20 protein-coding genes are annotated in these 21660 nt (G+C 29.6%); 19 read left to right on the forward strand and 1 reads right to left on the reverse strand.

What is annotated here, in order from left to right:
* Positions 1-30 precede the first annotated feature (30 nt).
* The 3 genes from BLT80_RS07810 to BLT80_RS07820 all read left to right on the forward strand — a co-directional run bounded on the left by BLT80_RS07810 (position 31) and on the right by BLT80_RS07820 (position 2183).
* Entirely contained in the window at positions 31-942 is a 912-nt protein-coding gene (locus tag BLT80_RS07810) for a phospholipase D family protein (protein WP_092467061.1), read from the forward strand.
* Positions 943-954: 12 nt separating this feature from the next.
* Positions 955-1788, forward strand: a complete 834-nt coding sequence (locus BLT80_RS07815; protein ID WP_092467062.1) for a GIY-YIG nuclease family protein — start codon at positions 955-957, stop codon at positions 1786-1788.
* Positions 1789-1940: 152 nt separating this feature from the next.
* Entirely contained in the window at positions 1941-2183 is a 243-nt protein-coding gene (locus BLT80_RS07820; protein WP_394331387.1) for a hypothetical protein, read from the forward strand.
* A gap of 851 nt (positions 2184-3034) precedes the next feature.
* Here the strand turns inward: BLT80_RS07820 and BLT80_RS07825 are convergent.
* Positions 3035-3709: a hypothetical protein gene (locus BLT80_RS07825; protein ID WP_092467064.1), complete on the reverse strand. Its 675-nt coding sequence runs from the start codon at positions 3707-3709 to the stop codon at positions 3035-3037.
* A 352-nt stretch (positions 3710-4061) separates the two neighbouring features.
* On the opposite strand from BLT80_RS07825, the gene BLT80_RS20035 reads away from it, so the two are divergent.
* The 16 genes from BLT80_RS20035 to BLT80_RS07905 all read left to right on the forward strand — a co-directional run bounded on the left by BLT80_RS20035 (position 4062) and on the right by BLT80_RS07905 (position 21652).
* The gene (locus tag BLT80_RS20035; RefSeq protein ID WP_175455562.1) at positions 4062-4235 is read left to right on the forward strand and encodes a hypothetical protein; all 174 of its coding nucleotides are present in this window, start codon (positions 4062-4064) and stop codon (positions 4233-4235) included.
* A 219-nt stretch (positions 4236-4454) separates the two neighbouring features.
* Positions 4455-4748 (forward strand): TM2 domain-containing protein, encoded by a 294-nt coding sequence (locus BLT80_RS07830; protein ID WP_092467065.1) that lies wholly within the window; start codon positions 4455-4457, stop codon positions 4746-4748.
* A 191-nt stretch (positions 4749-4939) separates the two neighbouring features.
* Positions 4940-6409 (forward strand): hypothetical protein, encoded by a 1470-nt coding sequence (locus tag BLT80_RS07835; RefSeq protein WP_092467066.1) that lies wholly within the window; start codon positions 4940-4942, stop codon positions 6407-6409.
* Entirely contained in the window at positions 6409-6834 is a 426-nt protein-coding gene (locus BLT80_RS07840; protein ID WP_092467067.1) for a hypothetical protein, read from the forward strand. Before BLT80_RS07835 ends, BLT80_RS07840 begins: the two co-directional genes overlap by 1 nt.
* Before the next feature lie 10 nt (positions 6835-6844).
* On the forward strand, positions 6845-8236 hold the full coding sequence (locus tag BLT80_RS07845; protein WP_092467068.1) for a hypothetical protein: 1392 nt from the start codon (positions 6845-6847) through the stop codon (positions 8234-8236).
* Positions 8237-8242: 6 nt separating this feature from the next.
* The gene (locus BLT80_RS07850) at positions 8243-11602 is read left to right on the forward strand and encodes a hypothetical protein (RefSeq protein ID WP_092467069.1); all 3360 of its coding nucleotides are present in this window, start codon (positions 8243-8245) and stop codon (positions 11600-11602) included.
* A 2-nt stretch (positions 11603-11604) separates the two neighbouring features.
* The gene (locus tag BLT80_RS07855; RefSeq protein ID WP_092467070.1) at positions 11605-12780 is read left to right on the forward strand and encodes a V-type ATP synthase subunit I domain-containing protein; all 1176 of its coding nucleotides are present in this window, start codon (positions 11605-11607) and stop codon (positions 12778-12780) included.
* An 11-nt stretch (positions 12781-12791) separates the two neighbouring features.
* On the forward strand, positions 12792-13175 hold the full coding sequence (locus BLT80_RS07860; protein ID WP_092467071.1) for a hypothetical protein: 384 nt from the start codon (positions 12792-12794) through the stop codon (positions 13173-13175).
* Positions 13172-14527: a MotA/TolQ/ExbB proton channel family protein gene (locus BLT80_RS07865; RefSeq protein WP_092467072.1), complete on the forward strand. Its 1356-nt coding sequence runs from the start codon at positions 13172-13174 to the stop codon at positions 14525-14527. Before BLT80_RS07860 ends, BLT80_RS07865 begins: the two co-directional genes overlap by 4 nt.
* On the forward strand, positions 14528-15205 hold the full coding sequence (locus BLT80_RS07870; RefSeq protein ID WP_092467073.1) for a flagellar motor protein MotB: 678 nt from the start codon (positions 14528-14530) through the stop codon (positions 15203-15205). It abuts the gene before it with no gap.
* On the forward strand, positions 15198-15707 hold the full coding sequence (locus tag BLT80_RS07875; protein ID WP_092467074.1) for a retropepsin-like aspartic protease family protein: 510 nt from the start codon (positions 15198-15200) through the stop codon (positions 15705-15707). The genes BLT80_RS07870 and BLT80_RS07875 overlap by 8 nt, the downstream gene beginning before the upstream one ends.
* Positions 15708-15734: 27 nt before the next feature.
* A complete protein-coding gene (locus BLT80_RS07880) occupies positions 15735-16700 on the forward strand; it encodes an endonuclease/exonuclease/phosphatase family protein (RefSeq protein WP_092467075.1) in 966 nt (321 codons plus the stop codon).
* Positions 16701-17210: 510 nt separating this feature from the next.
* Positions 17211-17819 (forward strand): hypothetical protein, encoded by a 609-nt coding sequence (locus BLT80_RS07890; RefSeq protein ID WP_092467077.1) that lies wholly within the window; start codon positions 17211-17213, stop codon positions 17817-17819.
* Between the two features lie 88 nt (positions 17820-17907).
* Positions 17908-18195, forward strand: coding sequence for a DUF6804 family protein (locus BLT80_RS07895; protein WP_092467078.1), 288 nt, complete (start codon positions 17908-17910; stop codon positions 18193-18195).
* Between the two features lie 178 nt (positions 18196-18373).
* Positions 18374-19072, forward strand: a complete 699-nt coding sequence (locus BLT80_RS07900; protein WP_092467079.1) for a hypothetical protein — start codon at positions 18374-18376, stop codon at positions 19070-19072.
* Positions 19073-19210: 138 nt separating this feature from the next.
* Positions 19211-21652 (forward strand): toxin-antitoxin system YwqK family antitoxin, encoded by a 2442-nt coding sequence (locus BLT80_RS07905; protein WP_092467080.1) that lies wholly within the window; start codon positions 19211-19213, stop codon positions 21650-21652.
* Positions 21653-21660 lie beyond the last annotated feature (8 nt).

Here is a 21660-nt window from a genome sequence, read left to right on the forward strand (position 1 = left end):
AATAAAACCAAATAAAATTATTAACCTATTATGAGTACATTTTTAACTGGAGATGATCTTAATAATGCCATTGATGACATTATTACCAATGCTAAGAAGTTCATTTATATTACATCACCTTACATAAAGCTAGACGATCATTTTAAAGAACGATTTAATTTAATTAAAAATAATCCGAATATTTATCTACAAGTTTTATTTGGTAAAAATGAAGATAATTTTTATCGTAGTATGAAAAGTGAAGACTTGGATTATTTTAAAGCTTTTCCTAATGTATCTATTATTTACGAGCCAAGGCTGCATGCTAAAAGTTATTATAATGAATCTGAAGGCATTATTACTTCAATGAATTTATATGATTACTCAGCTGAAAATAACGTAGAATACGGTTTAGCTTTCTCTAAACTTGCTTTAACTGAAAAAGTTTATCAAGAGCATGAGGCGCATCATTATGACTTATTAGAACATAGTGCGCATTGTATCTATATAAAACGGCCAGTTTTTAAAAAGGCTTTACTAGGGTTGAGTAAAAATTACCTTAGGTCAGAAGTCTTGTTAGATAGCTTTGAATCATTTGACCCAACTAAAAAGGGATATGAACGTGTTGTATATCAAGACATCGATGTGGTATGGTTAGACGATAAAGAGGTTGTCCCTGTTTTAAAAACCAGATCAGAAAAGCGGTTGGAAAGGGATCAAGAATCAGTTACTGATAGTAAGCCCCACTCTAAAAAAGAAAAAGTAGAATCTAAAAAGCAGAATAAAGGGTTTTGTATTAGAACAGGTGAAGAGATTGCTTTTAACCCAGAACGCCCATTTTGCTATAAAGCCTATAAGTCTTGGGCTGCTTTTGAAAACTATGAGTTCCCAGAAAAGTATTGTCATAAAACAGGTGAGGTTTCTAATGGTAAAACATCTATGGCTAATCCGATATTAAAATGATTTTCATAATTAATGGATAACAATAAATTCATACATCAAAAGATATTACTCAATGAACTTTTAAATTTAAAGAATCTGAATAATGTAAAAATTAGATTTAATCTTATGTTTGAAGGTGTTTGGGATCCAATAGAGTTTTATAAAAATGGGGATTTTCAAACTATGCTCAATGGTCAATATCATAACTATAGTAAAAACAAATCATATAAAGAAGGTCAAATCAATATTGGCTTAGTGCGGTTGAAAGAGAAAAATCAATGGCTATTGTTTCATATCGGTTTAGTAACTAAGGATCTAAATAGATTCAATACGGTGGGCTATGAATACCAAGCTCTCACTCAGTATGAGAAGTACTTCGGAAGATTGGTGCTTAGGTATAAAAACACTTCACAAAACATGGTGAGATTGGCTACATCCGTCATAAATCAATGTGAAGTACTTCAAATATTACCAGATACATTTGATAATGACTTATTTCCAGGCTATGAAAAAGTAAATATTTCATGGTCAGAGTTATCGAGAGTCGTAACCAAAGAGACTTGGAGAACTGCACTTGAAAACCAAAAAGGAGTCTATCTAATTACAGATATATCCAATGGTAAAATGTATGTCGGTTCTGCTTATGGTGATAATATGATTCTAGGACGTTGGAAAACTTATAAGAAAACTGGACATGGAGAAAATGTAGAACTCAAGAAATTAAGTTTCGACTATATTAAAAGTAATTTTAAATATTCTATTTTAGATATATTTAAGTCCACAACGGATGATAAAACTATTATAGCAAGAGAAATTTGGTGGAAAGAAGTACTTCAGACTCGTCAATTTGGATATAATAAAAACTAATAGTTAGTAGTCAAAAACAATCCAGTAATCAAATGACCATAAACCAACTCTCATGAACCTACAACATTATAGGCAGCAACCAAGATGAAGACGGTATCGCTTATAAAGGTACATTAGAATTAATCCTAAATGAGTATAACAGAATAGAGGCTATGTGGTTGATTAATGGTAGTCAAGAACAATTAGGCACCGGTTTTTTTAAGGATAATATCTTGGTCATCAATTTTAATTATAAAGGAGATGATGAACTGATTTATAAAGGTGTGGTGATTTACAAGTGTATCACTAAAGATTTGTTAGATGGTTTTTGGTCTGAAAAGTATGGCAATCCGTTATATCTTGGAGTGGAACGTTGTTATAGAGTTGGGACTCAAAAGCGTGAGTTGGTTAATTGAGTTCGTTGGTTTTGTGTTTGATTTAGCTTCTCTTAATCTTCGCAGGTGAAGTCTACAATAGAGAAAGGCCGCAATACTATCGTATTGCTTTAGTCTTACTCGTTTAGCTTCGCTGAATCTTCGCGGGTGAGCTGTACAATAGTAAAAGTCTGCAATGCTAGGGCATTGCTATGGCCTTTTTTTTAAGAATTGGTTGTTTTTTGCGATTTATAGAATCTTCGCGAGGTGAGCTGTACAATAGTAAAAGTCCGCAATGCTAGGGCATTGCTATGGACTTTTTTTTAAGAATTGGTTGTTTTTTGCGATTTATAGAATCTTCGCGAGGTGAGCTGTACAATAGTAAAAGTCCGCAATGCTAGGGCATTGCTATGGCCTTTTTTTATGCTTTTGCGCTTTGAAGCGAGCTTCAGCGCAACGCATAAAAAAAGTCCAGCACTTCCGTGCTAGACTTTTACTGTTGTAGCGAGAACGAGATTTGAACTCGTGACCTCTGGGTTATGAATTTTAAAAAGCTCTTTTTTTAAAATCGTAAAATATTGATTTTGAGCTATTTGAAAATTCGCTATGTTCTTAATCGTGTTCCAAAACGTGTTCGGTTTCGTGTTCACTTTTTGTTAATAAATATCGTATTTCAAATTTATAAAATTTTATTTGAAGTTTTTGTTTTAAATGAGTTAATATTTAGAAAAAAATAAGAGCAAAAGAAAGTTCTTGATTAACCGTTAACGGTGAAAAACGGTAACTTTAATAAGTTATACTATTACCGTTTTTCTATAAATTAATTTTATTTGTTCTGAAAGGATTCGTTATAGTATTGAATTAGTTCGTTCTCCAATGTTAATATTAATAATCTAGTTGCATATATGTTTATTAATCATATACTGTGTAATCGGTTTCAGTGTTTTTCCCGTTTCAGGATGTAAACCTAGAGCTGTAAAGTATTCTAATTCCTTTTCTTTGTTCTTACCATACCAAATTTTTACACTACCGTTAGCATTAAAGAATTGATCCTCACAATGAGGTGTCACTTTTTTAAAAAGTTCTATGCGCTCTTCTTTAAATATTTTTAACTGATTAACATCGTACTTATTGACATCAAAATTTACTTCTACATAAGTATTTTCATTCCAAACCATCCAGCGTTGCCTAGTTATATAATTGTATATGACCGTGCCAATTACAAACACTAACACAACTGCAATAATACTTTTATATAGATAACCCGAGCGTTTAGATTTACGTTCTTCTACAGGTATGTGCGTTCCATTTTTTTGTGTAAATTCTAAATAATCATCATATCCTAAATAATGACTTAATGCGTCTTCTGCATGTTTCTTTAAGCGGATTGTTTCTTTTGATCCATTTAAAGCGGACTTATATTTTAAACTTAAGATTTTTTCACCATAAGGTTCTTTGCTATCATTAACTATGAAGTCAGAAAGCAATTGTGCTCTTGGAAATACTTTATCGGAGCTAATTTCTTCTTCAGCTTTTTCAAAAGCCTTTATAAGTAGTTTTTTGTGCATTTATTTGATTTTAATGGAGTTAAAGTTACTAATTCAATTTGGAAATAATATAGAATTTCTTTTCCAGAAGCTTTCCAATCTCTTTCCATAGTTTCCAAGCATATCTTATTTCATTTGTATTAGAATTGAAAAACGCCTTACTCGCAATAAGGCTTGCGATCTTCAATTCTATATTGAAGTCGTAATGTAATTAGCTGTGATATTTGGGAAGGTATAGCACTATTACGTTTCTACTTCATACTTCCCAAAAAGAGGTCTCTACCTCAAAATTTAGTCAGTGTTGCAAGACAACAAAGTCTCCGAAAATATCTCGGACAGCAACACTTGTGTTTAATTTTTAAAATTATATAAAATGAAGAAATTATCTCTAATTATCTTTACGGTTTTCCTCAATATGGCATTATTTTCTTGTAATCCAGAGAGTATCGTAGATGAAGTAATACCACAAGCTTGTTGTGGTGACGGCGGTGAAATACCTCCTCCAGATCCACCACCAACAACACCTCCTACAGGAAACGGTGGATAAGTAATGGTTCGTTATTATTTTAGAGGAATGATACATATTAATGGGGTCATTCCTCTTTTTTTTTAAGACTGTGGATAAACGTTATGTGTACAATGACATATAGGTATCGAGTTTTGATGCCGCTTTTTTTTTGTTTAATTTTTCGAATTACGGTTTTCCGTAGGGATTTGGTTTTTAATGTGTTTACGTTTGATATATAAAACCCAAAAAAGATAAAACATGAATAAACATTATTTACAATCGCAGATAAAATCATCAGGAACAGCTTATTTATGTTGGTTCTTTTTAGGATGTCATTATGCCTATTTAGGGAAATGGGGATTACAATTTCTGTACTGGTTCACATTTGGTGGTTTAGCGATCTGGTGTATCGTTGATTTATTTCATATTCCAACTAAGATAAGCAATCATAATATGATCATTAGTAGTCAGATTTCTGAAATTGAAAAAAATGAAAAAGAAGAAATGCATGCTAGGAATATGGCAATGATTAATGCTTCTAGAAATAGCTAATCATTTTTTTGTTTGGAAATATTTTTGAAAATGGATATGGTTTGACTATTGACAATCTATGTGTAGTGTTTGAACAAAAAAGGCAATTAGAGATAATTGTCTTTTTTTTTATGAATTACGGTTTCCCGTAAGGAGTGTGTTAATAAAGGATTTAAGTTTGAGCAACTAATTAATAGCTTTTTACAAGCCTTATGAATAAATTATATATACTCGTATTTTTAATAGCCATTTTTTCTTGTGAAAGACCTTCAACTGAAGGCTCTAGTTCTTTAATTGATGACAAAGAGAAGAATATCGTTTCTGAAGTTGATACTCTAAATGTTGTCCCAAAACCAAATGATGACAAAAACCATAAGACAAAAGTGAAGTTCTATTTGGAGAACACTTTAAGTATGTATGGTTATCTGCCAGAAAAAAAGATTATAAATACAGGTTTTAGAAATGCTGTAAATGATTTGATAATAACTTCTAAAACAAACTATAATAAAGAGAATCTTGACTTTTTTCTAATAAATAATACCACAGCTAAATCAGTAAGTATTAAAGATAATTTAGATGGTATAGACGCAAAGACATTAGGGCGATTCTATAAAAAAGGAAGGGGTACTAGTGATTTTGATAAATTATTTGAAAAAATCTTACTTGATTGGAAGGAAGATGAAATAATAGTGTTTATCGCAGATTTTATTTATTCACCTAAGGATACAGATGTTGAGTCTGGATTAATTCGTTTAAGGCAGAATATTACTCGCAAATTTCAAAGTATACCTAATTCAGAAACTTTAACAACTAGTGTGTTACATCTTGAAAGCGAGTTTGAGGGGACATATTATGATATTGATAATAATAATCGAGTTGGTATCAAAAAACGCCCCTACTATGTCTTTATTATCGGGGATGGGGATACTGTAGATAAATATACTAAAGGAGTTGTCCCCAAATTAAAAAGATATAATCTTAAAAATAAATACCAGATAACTCCATCTGATATACAAATTAATGAGTTTTCAGTGCTTCCTTTTACATTAAATAAAGGACAGTTTTCCATTAGCTCAACAAAAGGTAAAACTGTAACGATTGAAAATTCTTTGAGCCAGGGTGCAAGTGTTCAACTGGCTGCTTCTATTAACCTTGGTGATATTCCTATTTCAGATGACTATTTAACAGACCTCACAAACTATAGTTTTAATTCTAAAAAAATTAAAATATTAGATATAGGGGAAATTGAGGGTAATCAAATACGGTTAAAAGATGGTACTTTAAAAAGCATCAACCCAAGTGATATTTCACGTACTGAAAATAGTACACACGTTTTGCTATTGTCTTTACCTAATACCTATAATGGAAATATTGAGATAACATTAAATAAAAATATTCCAAAATGGATAGATAATGTTTCCATTAAAGATGGTGAAGATGATAGAGATATTGAAACAAATGCATTAAAGCAATCTCAAACTTTTGGTTTTAAGAATATTATAGAAGGAATATATGAGGCTCAAAAAACAACAGGAGATAGTAATAAATATTTTCAAATTACATTAAAAGTTAATCAAGAGAAAGCTAGTTCTGGATTAGGAACTATTGTTGGTTGGTTTGTTGTTTTGCTAATCCTTTTTATCATTGGAATTATAATTTATAAAAATAAACAAAGAAAATAATGGGACAAAGTATTAAATTATTATATGATATTTTTAAAATAAATTCTCAACCGTTTTATGAGAATCTGTTGAGGTTAGACTTTGCTATTTGGGTATTTATAATTACTGGAATAGTAAGTCTGTTATTTGTGGTTCTTTATTATTATGTTGTTGATAGGCCAAAAACTGCAAAATTAACCATATGGTTATTGTTTTTATTGGTTGTTTCTATAGTAAGCTCAATTATAGCTTATATGGTGGCGAATGATTCCATTATTGATAACTATTTGTCTCAAGGTTTGTCTGTGTTAGATGAAATACCTTATTTTTTTCAAGATTTAATATACTTCTCACTGACTAACTTTTTATTTGGGGCACTATTTTTCTTGATATGGTCGTCACTTTTGAAATGGAAAAGTTCAAATTCATCTCATATCCCTTTTTAAAAATCTAATTATGTCTAAACTATATATTTTTGCAATTGGAGGTACTGGTTCTCGAGTTTTAAAATCTCTAACTTATTTATTAGCATCTGGAGTAAAATGTAACTCGGAAAAAATAATACCTATTATTATTGATCCTGATGCTGCTAATGGAGATGTAAGTCTTACAACGAATACTCTAAGGTCTTATCAAAAAATAAGAAAATCGCTGTCATTTGATACTAACACTTCTAATCAATTTTTTAAAACAGAAATAGAATCTCAAACACCTAATTTTAGAATTAAAATATTAAATTCTGATAAGAAATTTAAGGATTATATTGGGTTAGCATCTATGGATAGAACTAATAGAGCGTTGACATCGATGCTTTTTAGTGAAAAAAACTTGGAAGCTACAATGGATGTTGGATTTAAAGGGAATCCTAATATGGGAAGTGTGGTATTAAATCAATTTCAACATTCAGATGATTTTAAAACATTCGCCTCAAGTTTTTCACAAAATGATAGGATTTTTATTGTTTCTTCAATTTTTGGTGGAACAGGAGCTTCTGGTTTTCCTCTTTTGCTAAAAAACTTAAGAGAAGCTTCTTCAGAACTGGATAATCATCAATTGCTTAAAAACTCAAATATTGGAGCTATTTCCGTCTTACCTTATTTTGGTGTCAAAAAAGATGAGGATAGTGAAATTGAAAAGTCTACATTTATTTCTAAGACCAAAGCAGCCTTACATTATTACGAACATGGTGTAAATAACGATGTTAATAGAATGTATTATATAGGTGACGATATCAATAGAGATTATGAAAATAACGAAGGAAGTACATCTCAAAAAAATGATGCACATTTTATTGAATTAGCTTCAGCAATGGCTATTCTAGATTTTGCAAATGAATCTGTAACAGATCAAAATGAAGTAAGAGAATTTGGTATAAATAAAAACTCTAAGAACATTACTTTTCCAGACTTAGACGGAAATACAAAAAGCATACTGTACAAACCTTTGATACAATACTATTTGTTCCATATGTATTTGGAGAATAAATTTCCTAAGACATTTGATCAAAAATTTTCAGCGGAATTAGGTTTAAATTCTGATTTTTTAAATACAGAATTCTATCAAGAATTAAAACGTTTTAACAAAGGTTTTTGGACTTGGTTGGAGCAAATGTCTTCAAATGAAAGAGGTTTTTCTCCTTTTACATTAGAATTGACCAATAGTGAAATATTCAACGCTGTTAATGGTATCTCATTAAAACGTTCTAATTGGAAAGGTGTTAAAAATTATGAGCGATTCATAGAGTTTTTAAACAAGTCTCTCAAACACGATAAAAAAGGTAAGACTAAAGAAGATAGGTTTATAGATGTTTTTTACAATACGACTAATTTGTTAATTCAAGAAAAATAAAAAGTTATGAGTGTTAAAGTATTTAGATTTCATGAAGGCGCAGATGTTTATGGGTGGGATAATTCAACTCCACTTAATGATAAAGCTATCGCTGCTATTAAAGATCCAAACGGTGAGCATGCTAGTAAAGAGATCACTTCTATTCCAAGTCCATTTGCTAGAATTGATTTGATTAATACAGCATTTAAAGAGGTTGTTAATAGAGATTTGGAAGGTGATACAATATATCATAAAATGGTTTCAGATGCATTAGATATTGGTCAGATTTTATTTGATTTTGAAAAATATCAAGATAAAATAGAGATTATTAGCTGGGACCCAAAGCATGATTTGTCCAACTTGTTAGATTCTTCGCACGAAGGTCATAGAGCATTGGGTGAAAGTTTACGTCTTTATTTGAAGCAAGATAGTGCAGCTTATAATTTTGATAAGATGCATAAAATCTATTTACTGAATTATAAATTAGGTCAAAATCCATTAAACATTATCGGTGGTACGTCTCCGGTTTCGCTGTTTTTCACATCAGCAAATAAATTCCATCTTAAAGATTTCACATCAGCGGGTGATACATTTTTTGATGATGAGTATTGTTCACTGCACAAACGAGACGCTTCCTATATTGAATATCTTTTTTTATTAAGTAAAAGTATTCCCAATTTTACTGTGAACTTTAAAAACTTTAATGATTATCTACAAAAAATATTTCCTCTTTTATCAGATGAGTTAAGAAGTAAAATTCTTGGTCAGAATATAGAAATGTATGATAAGTTACTTGATTTGAATATTGATGGAGGTGGCGAAATCGTTGAGGTTTTAAATGTAAACCTAAAAAGAAGTAAAGGTAATTTGGGTGAGATTTCTAAAAGTGATTTTATTCTCAATTCACCAAAAAATATTGAGAAGTCTAAACCACTTCTAGTGCTTCCTAATGACGATATTCCAAAAGGGTTTCGTTATGTCTCTGCTGACTGGGCTGTTTCAAATAAAGCGCCTAGTTATATTGAAGAACCTATAAATGAAAGAAAATTGCCATTTGATGGGGCTAAATATCCATACATAGTCGCTAGTGACTTCCTTGAACCAGTATTGATTAAAACACATTTGCCAATAGATAATTATTATTTTATAAATGGTCAAGATAATAATGAGTATGGATTTTTACTTCCATTAAAGCCTTTGTTTTTTGAGTATTTTAAATTAGATTTTTTAGATAGAATTATCAATGGAGAAAAGATGTTCGAAGTTGAGATTTTGAGTAATAATCATGTCCGTGTTTACCTAAGACTACCTATTCAAAATAATAAGCAGATAACATTTAAAAGAACTTATTATAATCCTGTTTCACAAGCTCACAAACCAGATTTTAGTGAAGAATCTAACAAAGGTGCAATTATAGAAAATAGGATTAATATAGGGATCACTCCATTTTATAAGTTTGGAAATACGGTAGAGCCTGAATACAATATCGCTTTTTATGATGCCGACTCGTTACCAATATTTCAAGGAAATAAATACAGTATTGATTTCTTCAAGTCCTATAATGAAAAGGTAACCACAGTTCAAGAAACGCAAAGACGCTTTAAAGGGGAGGAAAATATAGATATGTTTGGACTAGTTGTAAATAGTGACTTTGATTATTTACAAATTAGGCATGATTATGCTAGTGGCATCTTAATCCCAAATTTTGAATCTAAAGTTGCTGGAGGTTTAAATCAATACACGGTTGCAATTGATTTTGGAACCACAAATACACATATTGAATTCTCTAAAAATGATGGTATTTCTGAGTCATTTGAATTATTAAACACTGAAAGTAAACATATAGGGCATCTCATAAATGATAAAGAGTTTGATGAATCTTTTTTGAAGTTTTGCAAGGTAGATTTAATTCCAAATATTATAAAAAAAGACAGTGTATATGAGTTTCCTCAAAGAACAGTAATCGCTTATCATAAACTGGCAAATTTTACACAACCAATGTTCTCAATGTCCAATATTGCAATTCCATTTCAATATGAAAAAAAATCTTTTGCTTTAAATACCGAAATAGAAACTAATTTAAAATGGAATAAGAACGCTAATAGTAGTCAGGTTATGCGTAGTTTTTTCGAGCAATTAATAAAATTGATACGTAATAAGATTCTTTTGAATAATGGAGACTTGAAACAAACAAAAATTGTTTGGTCTTACCCAGCTAGTATGATGGTTTATGAGCTAAATGAATTAGAGAGTAAATGGAATGATATTATTTTGAAGTATTTAGGAAGTGATGTTAGCATATCAAAAGTTTGTGAAAGTTTAACACCTTTTTATTATTACATTAATGAGAAGGGAAAAGCAGCTTTAGAAAAACCAATGGTCTCTATAGATATAGGAGGAGGAACTTCTGATATAGCTATATATAAAGGTGAAAAGCCAATATTGTTTAGCTCATACAAGTTTGCAGGTGATGCGATATTTGGGGATAATTATAAAAGAAACATTAATATCAATGGTTTTGTAAAAAGGTTTAAAGCAAAGTTATATGATGAATTGAAGAATAATAATTTAGCGGATCTTGGTACCGTGATGAACAATATTATATCTAAAAACAAATCAAATGATGCTATCAATGTTCTTTTTAGTTTAGAAAACAACCCTATAATTAGAGAAAAAAAACTACCTATTAGTTTCTTGGAATCTTTAAAGGCAGATAAAGATTTGAAAATTATATTTTTATTATTCTATGTAGCTCATATTTATCATTTAGCTCATATTTTTAAATCTAGAAAACTAAAAACACCTGTATCTATTTCTTTCTCAGGAACGGCTTCAAAACTATTAACAATTATTGATGCTTCTAAAGCAAAAGATACTTTAAAACGTATCGCTGAGTTTGTTTTCTCAGATATTTCTGACGCTTCTGAAAAGGTGTCCATAGAAATTTTATTAGAAGATAATCCAAAAGAAATAGCAAGCAAAGGCGCAATTTATTTTAATAAAAATAATGATGTGAATATAAATGAAATCAAAGAAGTATTGATTAATCATAATACTTTGATGAGTGAATCTAAGAAATGGACTTATAAAGATATTCAATCATTAGAAAGTGATTCCGTAAAGGATTATGAGCATTTTCTTGAGTTGTTTTTTCGTTTGAACGAACAGATTTCATTTAAAGATTATTTTGGAATTGATAATGGCATATTAAAATTTACCAAACAATTTCTAGAAGATAAAAAGGTGAATGCTATGAAAATGGGTATAAACAACAAGATTATAGAGTTAGAAAACCATGATGAGGAAGACATAGCAGAAACGCTTTTCTTTTATCCATTAGTTGGAAGTCTGGGTGAGCTAGCTTATAACTTAGTAACTAAAGAATAATCATGAAAAATTTAATTGTTTTAATTTTTAGTAGCTTATGCTTAGTGGCTTTACATGGTCAGAGTAAACCTATTTCTGATGAACAATGGATAACTATTGTGGATCATACGAATGCTATTGTAACCAAAAGCTATATTGAAAAACTTAAATTAAATGAAAAGGAAAGTTTAGATTATTCGGACAATTTAAAAGTACGACTTAATAAAAGTTCTCTTAATTATCCATTGCCTTTTGATTCTTTAGAGATTTTATTAAAACAAGAATTTAAAAAGACCTTGGAAAAGGTTTCCTTTAAGATTAACGAAACTAAGTCTAAAGAAAAGGATTTAGACACTTTGTTTAACTCCATTGGAATTATATTAAAAGATGTAAAAGAAGAAAAATTAATTGATTCAGAGCCTTTATCTATATTACATAAAGATATAGATCGTTTTATTAATCCGAAGGTTGACGAAAATGTTGAAAAAAATGCAAATGTAACTGCTAAGATCGAGGTTATCCCAACGAGAGGTAAATCAATTTTTACTTTATCAAATGCTGTAATTGTTTTTCTGTTAGCTCTTTTAATAATCTTTATTATTAGATCCATAAATAAGGGAAAAAAAATTAGAGAATTAGAAGCTTTAAGAAAAGAAGAACGTAATGTTAATAAAACCTACTCATTAGAAATTCCTAAACTCAATAATGAAATAAGTAGTTTGAGAAAGGAAATAACTAGATTGAAAAATGAATTAAAAAAAGTTAAATATAATTCAAACGATAATTTTAATTCTTCACCTCCTTCATCTTATTCTGAAAATGAAACTGAGAACATTAAAGAGTGGGACACTTCTATACCTAAACCTGTATTAACCAGTTTCTATGCTGGTAAATCAAATCCGAATAGAATCTTTGTAAAAACCACACAAGAGATACTAGATCAAGAAACGATTTTTAAATTTACTTATATAGATAGTACCAAAACCTCTGCAGAATTTGAAGTTGTTTTAGTTAACGATTTTATGATGCGGCAAATCATAAATTCACCTGATGATTTCTTATATAGAGTATGTAACAATGCCAATAGTAATCAAGATTTTCAAAGAACTATTATAACAGAGCGTAAAGGAATTGCGCGATTAGTAAATGGAGAGTGGGTGGTTAGTGAGTCAGATAAAGCTTTAATAAAATTTCAATAAATATAAATTATATGGGCGGTAAACATGATATTATAATAATGGTGATTGTTGGCATTATTATATGTTTTCAATTAATTCTTTTTTATAAAAACTTAAATAGAATACTTGCTTTTAAAAAAATTATTTCTAAAAATTCAAATATAAACTTGATAGAATTATCTATTGATGAAGACCTAGTGTCTTCAATAGATGCTGATACTATTTTAAATAATAAGGATGATTTTGAATTAAATTCTACAAATGGTGAGTATAATTTAGATAAAAGCAACGATGAAAACATTTATGATGAGGCAGAACAAATAGACCTAATTAATCAGTCTGATATTGAGGATGTTTATGATGAGGATAATGATGACTATGATGAATTGATCTTATTTAATAAAGAGGACATATGAGTAATAAAATAACGATTTCACTTATTGAAATTTCAGGTCAAGTAAGTTCGTCATTTCATAATACTATTAGTGCTATTAATAGTTATCTCTTAAGAAATAAAGGAGCGATAAGCGACTTTAATTTAATTAAGGATATTGTAGATAGAAATATTGACAATGAAGAGAGTGCCATAACTAGTAACCTTCCAATACCCCTATATTTAGGACTTTTTGGAACTATGTTAGGTATTATTATTGGTTTAATTGCAATGCCTAGCTTAAGTGATTCAATTAGTGGGTCAGCAGAATCAATGAATGCAGATAATACATTGAAAGGGGTAGATGCTTTACTTATTGGGGTTAAAATAGCAATGATAGCTAGCGCAATTGGGCTACTACTAACAACTATAAATTCACTTTTGTTTTATAATATTAGAAAAGGGGCAGAAAATGATAAAAATAACTTTTTTACTTTTATACAAACCCAACTATTACCAATACTTTCAAAAAACACAGCTTCAAGTTTACAGACCTTACAAGCAAATTTGTTAAAATTTAATGAAGGTTTTGCGATTAATATGGGGCATTTTGACGGGGTAATAAAAGAGGTTCGTAGCTCTTTTGAAAGTCAGCTTCAGGTGGTTGAAGAATTAAAAAGAATTGATGTTGGTAATATGGCTAGATATAACATCAATGTCATGAAAGAAATCAATAGCTCATTTTCTAAGTTAAAAGAATTGTCAGAGTATTTAGCTAATGTCAATGGACTTTTAAAAAATACAGAAAGATTAAATCATACGGTTTCTATTCAATTAGATAAAGTTGGTGATTTAGGAACTATAATAGACAATTTTGATGTAAACGCTAAAAATATTTCTGAAGGTTCAAAATATTTGCAAACTCACTTTTCTAGTTTTGAGCAAAGAGAGCAAGCTATAAGTAATAAGGTAGCCGACTTTGATTCCTCTACAGGAGATATGGTAGAAGAGCTTAAAAAATCTTTTGAACAAAGAATGAAAAGTTTCAATGAAAAGGATGTTGAAATTAATTCTGGATTTGAAAAATTATTTAAAGACTTAAAGGATAAGACCAAACAAGTTTTTGATGATGAAAGCCAAAACATAGCAGCAATAAAACAAGATGTTTTAAAAGTTAATGATAGTATAAGTCAAATAAAAAGTTTACCAAATGAGGTAGGTGTTTTGAAAGCTAGTATTAAAGACCATGATACAACAATCAATCAATTAATGGATAAAATTGCTGACAAACCATTATATTTTAAAACACCTAAACTCTTGCTATTTGCTCTAATTTTTACTTCAATTGTAATCATGGCAACTTGTGGTCTTTTTATATATAAATATATACTGTAGATGTCAAAAAAAGATAAAGGTGATTTTTTCTGGGTAAGTTACGCTGATTTAATGACAACATTATTTTTCGTTATGCTAGTTCTATTTGTTTTAACAGTTGTTTATTTAAAACTAGATCAACAAAAAATGGTAGCTACATTAGAAGACTTAAAAAAGATAGTTCAGTTAGATGAACAGTTTAAACCATTAGAGGAAGACGGCGATTTCATATATTTAGAAGAGTGTAAAAAGTTTGTGGCTAAAAGCCTTAGAGGTATAGAGATTTTTGATCCTGGTAAATCAGAAGTATTAGAACAGCATAAGCAAACAACTATTGAAATAGGAGAAAAGATAAAAGGATTTTTAGAAAAACTTCAGAACGATAATAAAGACTTCTCATATCTATTAGTTATAGAGGGGAATATGGCTAATACATATGATAAAAGATATAGTGAAAATAACTCAGATGGTTATAAAAAATCATATGAAAGAGCTTTAGCTGTATATAATTTATGGCTTGCCAATAATATAAATTTCAGAAAAGATAATGTAGAGGTTCTAATTTCAGGAAGTGGGTATAATGGTCTTTGTCGTGAAAGTAGAAGTATTGGTGATTATAAAAAAGGAGAAGATGTAGAATCTTACAATAAGCGATTTTCAATCCAAATAATACCTAAAGTAACAAATAAATATGAATAAAAGTAAACTTTTAATATTTGTATTATTTTCCTTAATTTTTAGTTGTAAAAGAGCTACTTCTTCGTCCGACTTAAACCCTAATTCAACAAGAACGTATAATAGAAGTGATATAAAAAGTGAGAATATGGTTGAAATGAAGAAGGAAGGTGGTGTTTTTTATATTCCTATTCAGATAAACGATATTGATATGGATATTATATTTGATACAGGAGCTAGTAATATTTCAATATCAGAAACAGAAGTCCTTTTTCTACTTAAACAAGGTAAGTTAAATGAAGAAGACTTTTTGGGGAAAGTTCAATTTCAAGATGCAACTGGTAACATATCAGAAGGAACGAGACTTAATTTGAAAAAAGTAAAAATTGGAACTAAAACCATTTATAATGTTGAAGCCTCTGTTGTTCATAATTTAGAGGCGCCATTACTGTTAGGACAATCTGCTTTGTCAAAATTCGGTAAATTGACTATTGACTATAATAAAAATGAAATAGTTTTTGATTAATGTTTTTATAAAAAAAAACCGCTGTAAATGATAGATAATTACATAATCAAAAGAATTAGTTTTTTTTGTTTCATATTTTTAATTGTATCCTGTATTCCTAGAGAAAGTAAGGGGGATTCAGGTATTACAACTAAGTCTGAGGATAAACCTGTTGTAGGTAATTATGATTTTAACTTATCTGACAAGGCTCTTAACAAAGCAGATGCTGATGCTACACTGAGTAGTGACGCACTAAAACTAATCACCTGGAATATCCAAAATCTTGGACAATCCAAAGACAGCACCGAAATAGCCTTCATCGTAAACATACTTAAAGATTTCGATATTGTAGCCATTCAAGAAGTCGTAGCCAAGCATCCTGCTGGTGCGCAAAAAGTAGCCCAAATAGCCGACGAGTTGAACAGAAAAGGATCAAAGTGGGATTACAGAATAAGCGATCCAACAAAAAGTCCATCAGTCTATATGAGTGAACGTTATGCTTTTTTATGGAAAACGAGTAAAGTAGATTTAAAAGGAAGAGCATATTTAGACGATGAGTTGGCATCAGTAATATTTAGAGAGCCTTATATTGCAAAATTTAAGATGAAAAATAGCGACAGTACATTCCATGTCATTAACTTTCATTCTCGGAAGTACAACGATAACCCTGAATTAGAAACGCAATATTTTAAATATTACCAAGAGCGATTAAGCGCAGACAAATTGTTAATAGCAGGTGATTTTAACCTAAATGAAAAGCATGAAGTTTGGAACGACTTATATGAGCAAGGTTTTAAATCGGCGCTTAAAGATCAAAAAACAACCTTAAAACAGAAATGTTCTATGGGCGACTACCTTAGTCACGAAATAGATAATATTTATTACTCAAAAGGAATGACTTTTCAGAAGTCTGGGGTTGTTGATTTTGTACAACATTGTGAGAATCTAATCCTATCCAGAATGATTTCTGACCATTTACCAGTTTTTTTAGAATTTACAATTAAAGGGAATTAAACATTATGAAATTTATTATTAATATTTTTTTTAGCTTATTTTTTTGTTTTGGGGTAGCTACTGTAACATCTTTCGATGCAATGGATTCTAATGTCTACATCTGTAAAGGTAAATACAGTAAGAAATACCATTATTCAAAATCCTGTCGAGGACTTTCTAATTGTAAAAGTTCTGTAGACAAAGTCACATTGAGTGAAGCTAAAAAAATAGGTAGAACGCTTTGTGGATGGGAAGATTGATTTTTATTAGAATAAATTTCAAGACAGTTTAGAATGTTTCTGTTATTAATTACATCACCATTCCTATTTATATTAAATGAGATTCTAGGTAACTCTGAAAGAACAATATTGAAGGCTAGGTTAGTAATTTGCATGGCAATAACCTAGGACGTTTTTTTGTTTTTAAGAGTGGGATAATCGTTCTTCTAATGTTTTAAATCAATTTAGTAAAGTAAAAAGAATGAAAATAAGCCATACCAAAAATTAAAAACTATTAACCCTTTCTTTACTTATGAATGAAACCATAATCGAAAGATTTACTTTTTTTGTTATAATTGGCATCTTGTTATACATTGCTTTGAAACTCAAGATCGCACAATACAATAAAAAAAGAAAGCAAAAAAAGAGATTTGCAAGAGGTCTAATGTTAGAAAATAAAGCTCGTGGATTTTTGCAAGACAAGGGATATTCAATAGTAGGAGAACAAGAACAATATTTTCATCGTTATAAGGTGAATAATAAGAATTTTGAATCAAAAATTATATTAGATTATGTAGTAGAAAAGGATGGTAAAAAGTTTATAGTTGAAGTGAAATCAGGTAAATCGGCTATATCGGTTCAGGATAAAAATTCAAGACGTCAACTTTTGGAATATGATTTTGTTATAGAAAATGACGGTATATTTTTACTCGACATGGAAAACAGAACAATGAAGCTTGTGAAATTTTATACTAAAGCAGAACATCAACGATTTTATTTCTATAAATTCTTATTAGTTCTTGCTACTATTGGTATTTTAATTCCATTTTGGAACATCAAAATACTATTAATGATACTCATTGTTTTAATTTGGAAATATCCAGAAAAGACAGAGTCAGTTTTGAACATGATTTCAATTTGACAAACAATACTGTTAGAAAGCGAGAATAGAATTTCTAAAGGGCTTATTAGCTAAAAGATAACTTAGGGCATTAAAAAACGTTACGATCATGACTATTAAAATCATAAAAATCACATTAGCAATCCTACTATTACTCTGCCTTCTAGACATGCCCTACGGATTCTATCAATTCGTTAGGTTTGCGGCATTAGTTGGCTTTGGTGTTCTGGCTTTTAGAGCTAATGAGGAAAATAACAAAACAGACATGGTAATATATGGAACACTAGCTTTATTGTTTCAACCCTTTTTTAAAATTGCGCTTGGTAGAGACATATGGAATATTGTGGATGTCGTTGTGGCTTTGGGACTAATTTTTACTCTATTCAAAAAGAAATAGGGAGATGCTTTGTAAAGTTAGTTTCATTCTTATTTGTAGCAATTTTTTTTAATAATCTATTCTGGTGCGGTAGATTATCTTCAAAATTGTGAAAATTTAGCTATTGCAAGAGGAGTTTCAGATCATCCACCTGTCTATTTAGAGTTTACCATTGATTTAAACTAAAACTAGTATTATTATGTACTTAAAAAAAACAATATTTCAAGTTCTTATTATTTTATTTTGTAATACAGCATTTACTCAAAACGACAATGATTACTTCGTTAAAAAGGTAGAAAACGGAGTGGACGAAATTCTTAAACTTAATGAATTTTTAAATGAAAATGAAAGTATTTCATCTCATACATTTGTAGATATAAATGAAAATAAATATTTATTTACTCAATCTTATTCAGGTGGTGCACATTGTTGCACAATTGTAAGTGCATATAAATATGACAATACAAATAATTATTTCATTTTTGCAGATTCTTTTATGCGCGATGGAGATTCAGTGACTATTGAAAATTATCCATTTGAAGTGTTTAGTCGCGTTAATTACTTTTATACATGTTATGCTTGTTTTAAGTTTTTGGACTGTGATGAGTTCTATCAAGATTATTACATAATAGAAAACAATTCCTTTAAACTAATTAGCAGTGGCGCTTTGCAAGAAATGATAACATGTTTTAAAGAGCAAATGCTTAGTCTAGAAATTCCTAATTTAGATAAAAACGGAATGGATAATGGAGAAAGAAGCCTAATTCTAAATCAGCTCAATAAAATTTTTAAAATTCAACGTGATATTAAGGTCATAACAGACTTGTATAAGAATTATGTGCCTGAATTTGAAAATAAATATGAATTGTGGGCTGAAATGGTTGAAATAATAATGTAAAATTGATTTCTCTAATATTAAAACTCAGTCTCATATTAATAATTTAGTAATGCAACAGTCTAATTAATACTGTATTTTTCACTTTGAAACCTTAAGGTTTTTTTTATCTTTAATGTTCCCTAAACTAATTCTTAGTCAATGTTTTTAAAACATTATTATAATGTTTTAAAAGGCTATTTTTTTAATGATGTAATTCAACCGCTTTTTATGATATCTAGATTATTTTTAGTTTTTTTATGCAGCTTTTGCGCTACAGTTTCTGCTCAAAATATTAGCCTAAACGACCTTCAAGTTGCTTGTAGTAAATCCAATTGGGAATATGCCAATCAATATCTATTAAATAAAGGTTGGGAGTATTATGGCTCTGATAAAGGTTCTACAGATGAGTATAATACTATTACATGGTCATATAATAAGTCGAGTTATAATGATAAAGCAACAGCATGGTTTTATTTATACACTTATGATGGCTTACCAAATAAAATAAATTACGCCGTTTTCAACAAAGAGGCATACCAAAAAATTCAACGTTCGCTTAACTCTCTTGGTTATAAATTAATAAATAATAGTATTGAAGACGATGCTATCATAAATAACTATGCTAATAAAACTTACATGTTGAAGATTACTACAGAAAAAAGAAAGAAAGAGGATGACTATTCTTCTTCTGACGAGAGTTTTACTGCATATCGATTTTTATTGATAAAAAAGAATAGTGTTTACGATCCAGATAATGGAAAAAAGAAACTGTTTTTTGAGAATACTGATCAAATTGAAATTGAGTATTATTTAAGAGATGGTAAATTTGAAGGTGAATATAAGGGATATTATAAAAATGGCAATTTAAAAATGGTTGGTCATTATAAAAATGATAGAAAAATAGGAGTTTGGAAAGAGTATTCTGATCAAGGAGAATTATCTACATCATATGCAATGTTAAACGGTAATTTAGAAGGAGCTGTGAAACTTTATGATAATGGACTTTTAACAAATGAAAATAACTTCACTAAAGATAAACTCCAAGGGGTAGGTAAAACATATCATTATGACAATGACGGGATTTTATATGGGGTAGAAAAATTTAATTATGATGATGATAAATTGCATGGTAGATTTGAATTTGTATATGTTGATAAAGATAAAAATGAGCGTATTTTAAGCTATAAATATTACAAAAACGGCATTAAAGAAGGTGTTTTTCAGGATTTTGAAGGAGATAGTCTTATTCTTGGTTCTTATGAAAACGATAAGCTTAACGGTTCTTATAAGATTTTTATAGATTATAATAAGCGATTTGATGGTGGTGTGATAGAAACTGATACCACTCAATTAACAATCGAAGCAAGAGGTTATTATTTGAATGATGTGAAGCACGGATATTGGAAAGAATATGGTATATCTGGTAGTTTAGAAGCAGAAGGAAACTACACTAATGACAAAAAATCAGGACTTTGGAAATCTTATTATTTAACTTTTATTAATAGACGCACAGGAGAATTAAATGAGCACTCACAAGAGCTTTATTTGGAGGAGAATTATAAAAATGGTTATAAAGAAGGGGAGTCAAAACGCTATTCATACTTAGAAAGTAAACCAATAGATTGTAAATTAATAAAATCGCCGTCAAAATCTGAAACGGATAATTGTACCTATATAAATTATGTAAAGAAAACGACAATTTCTAATTATAAAAAAGAGAAATTACACGGAGACTATTTAGTAAAAGACAGTATTGGAACTATTAAGTTCAAAGGTCAATATAAGGACGGAGTAGAAGATGGTTTTTGGTTAGAAAGTTATGTTATAAATACCGATGATGAACCTATCAATGTTTTTAGAGAGGGACAGTATGAAGAAGGATATAAATTTGGCAAATGGATAGAATATGTTAATAAAGCTAACATATTTCTAGAATACCATTATAAAGGAAATCTCCTTCATGGCGATTATACCGTTTATAATATTGATGGTTTAATAAAAGAATTGAAATCCTTTGATAGTGGGAAATTAAAAAAACTAAATGTTTATGATGAGAATGGGATTATCACAGATGAAAAATACCATATTCTTTCGGAAACGAATAGTAACATAAAAGTAAAATACTTCAGTGCGTTAAGCAATGGCAAAACATTTGAAATAGATTACTTAGTAACCAAACCAGAAAAAGAGTTATCTCACCACGATTTTAAAGAGGTATTTCATGCGCAGTTAAAAGATGAAACTAAACATTATCAAAATGGATTATTTCTTATACGGAATCAAGATGGTAGTACTTCAATTAAAGGAGAAACGTATAGAAATGTGAAAATTGGAACTTGGGAATATCACTACCCTAAGCAAAACGTAAAGATTATAACTACTTACATAGACCATAGCAACAATTCCGATTCAGAAATCTATTACACCATAGACTCTGATCAATTGTTTGATGGCGATTTTATCTATACCAATAGAGAAACCGATGGCTCAGAAGAACGACGTATTAGAGATGGACTTAGAAATGGTAATACCATTTATTTTGATAAGACTGGAAATAAGGTTAAGAAAGAGAAATATAAAGACGGAATTTTAAAAGAATAATACCCATT

This window comes from Winogradskyella thalassocola (assembly GCF_900099995.1).
Taxonomy (GTDB): Bacteria; Bacteroidota; Bacteroidia; order Flavobacteriales; family Flavobacteriaceae; genus Winogradskyella; species Winogradskyella thalassocola.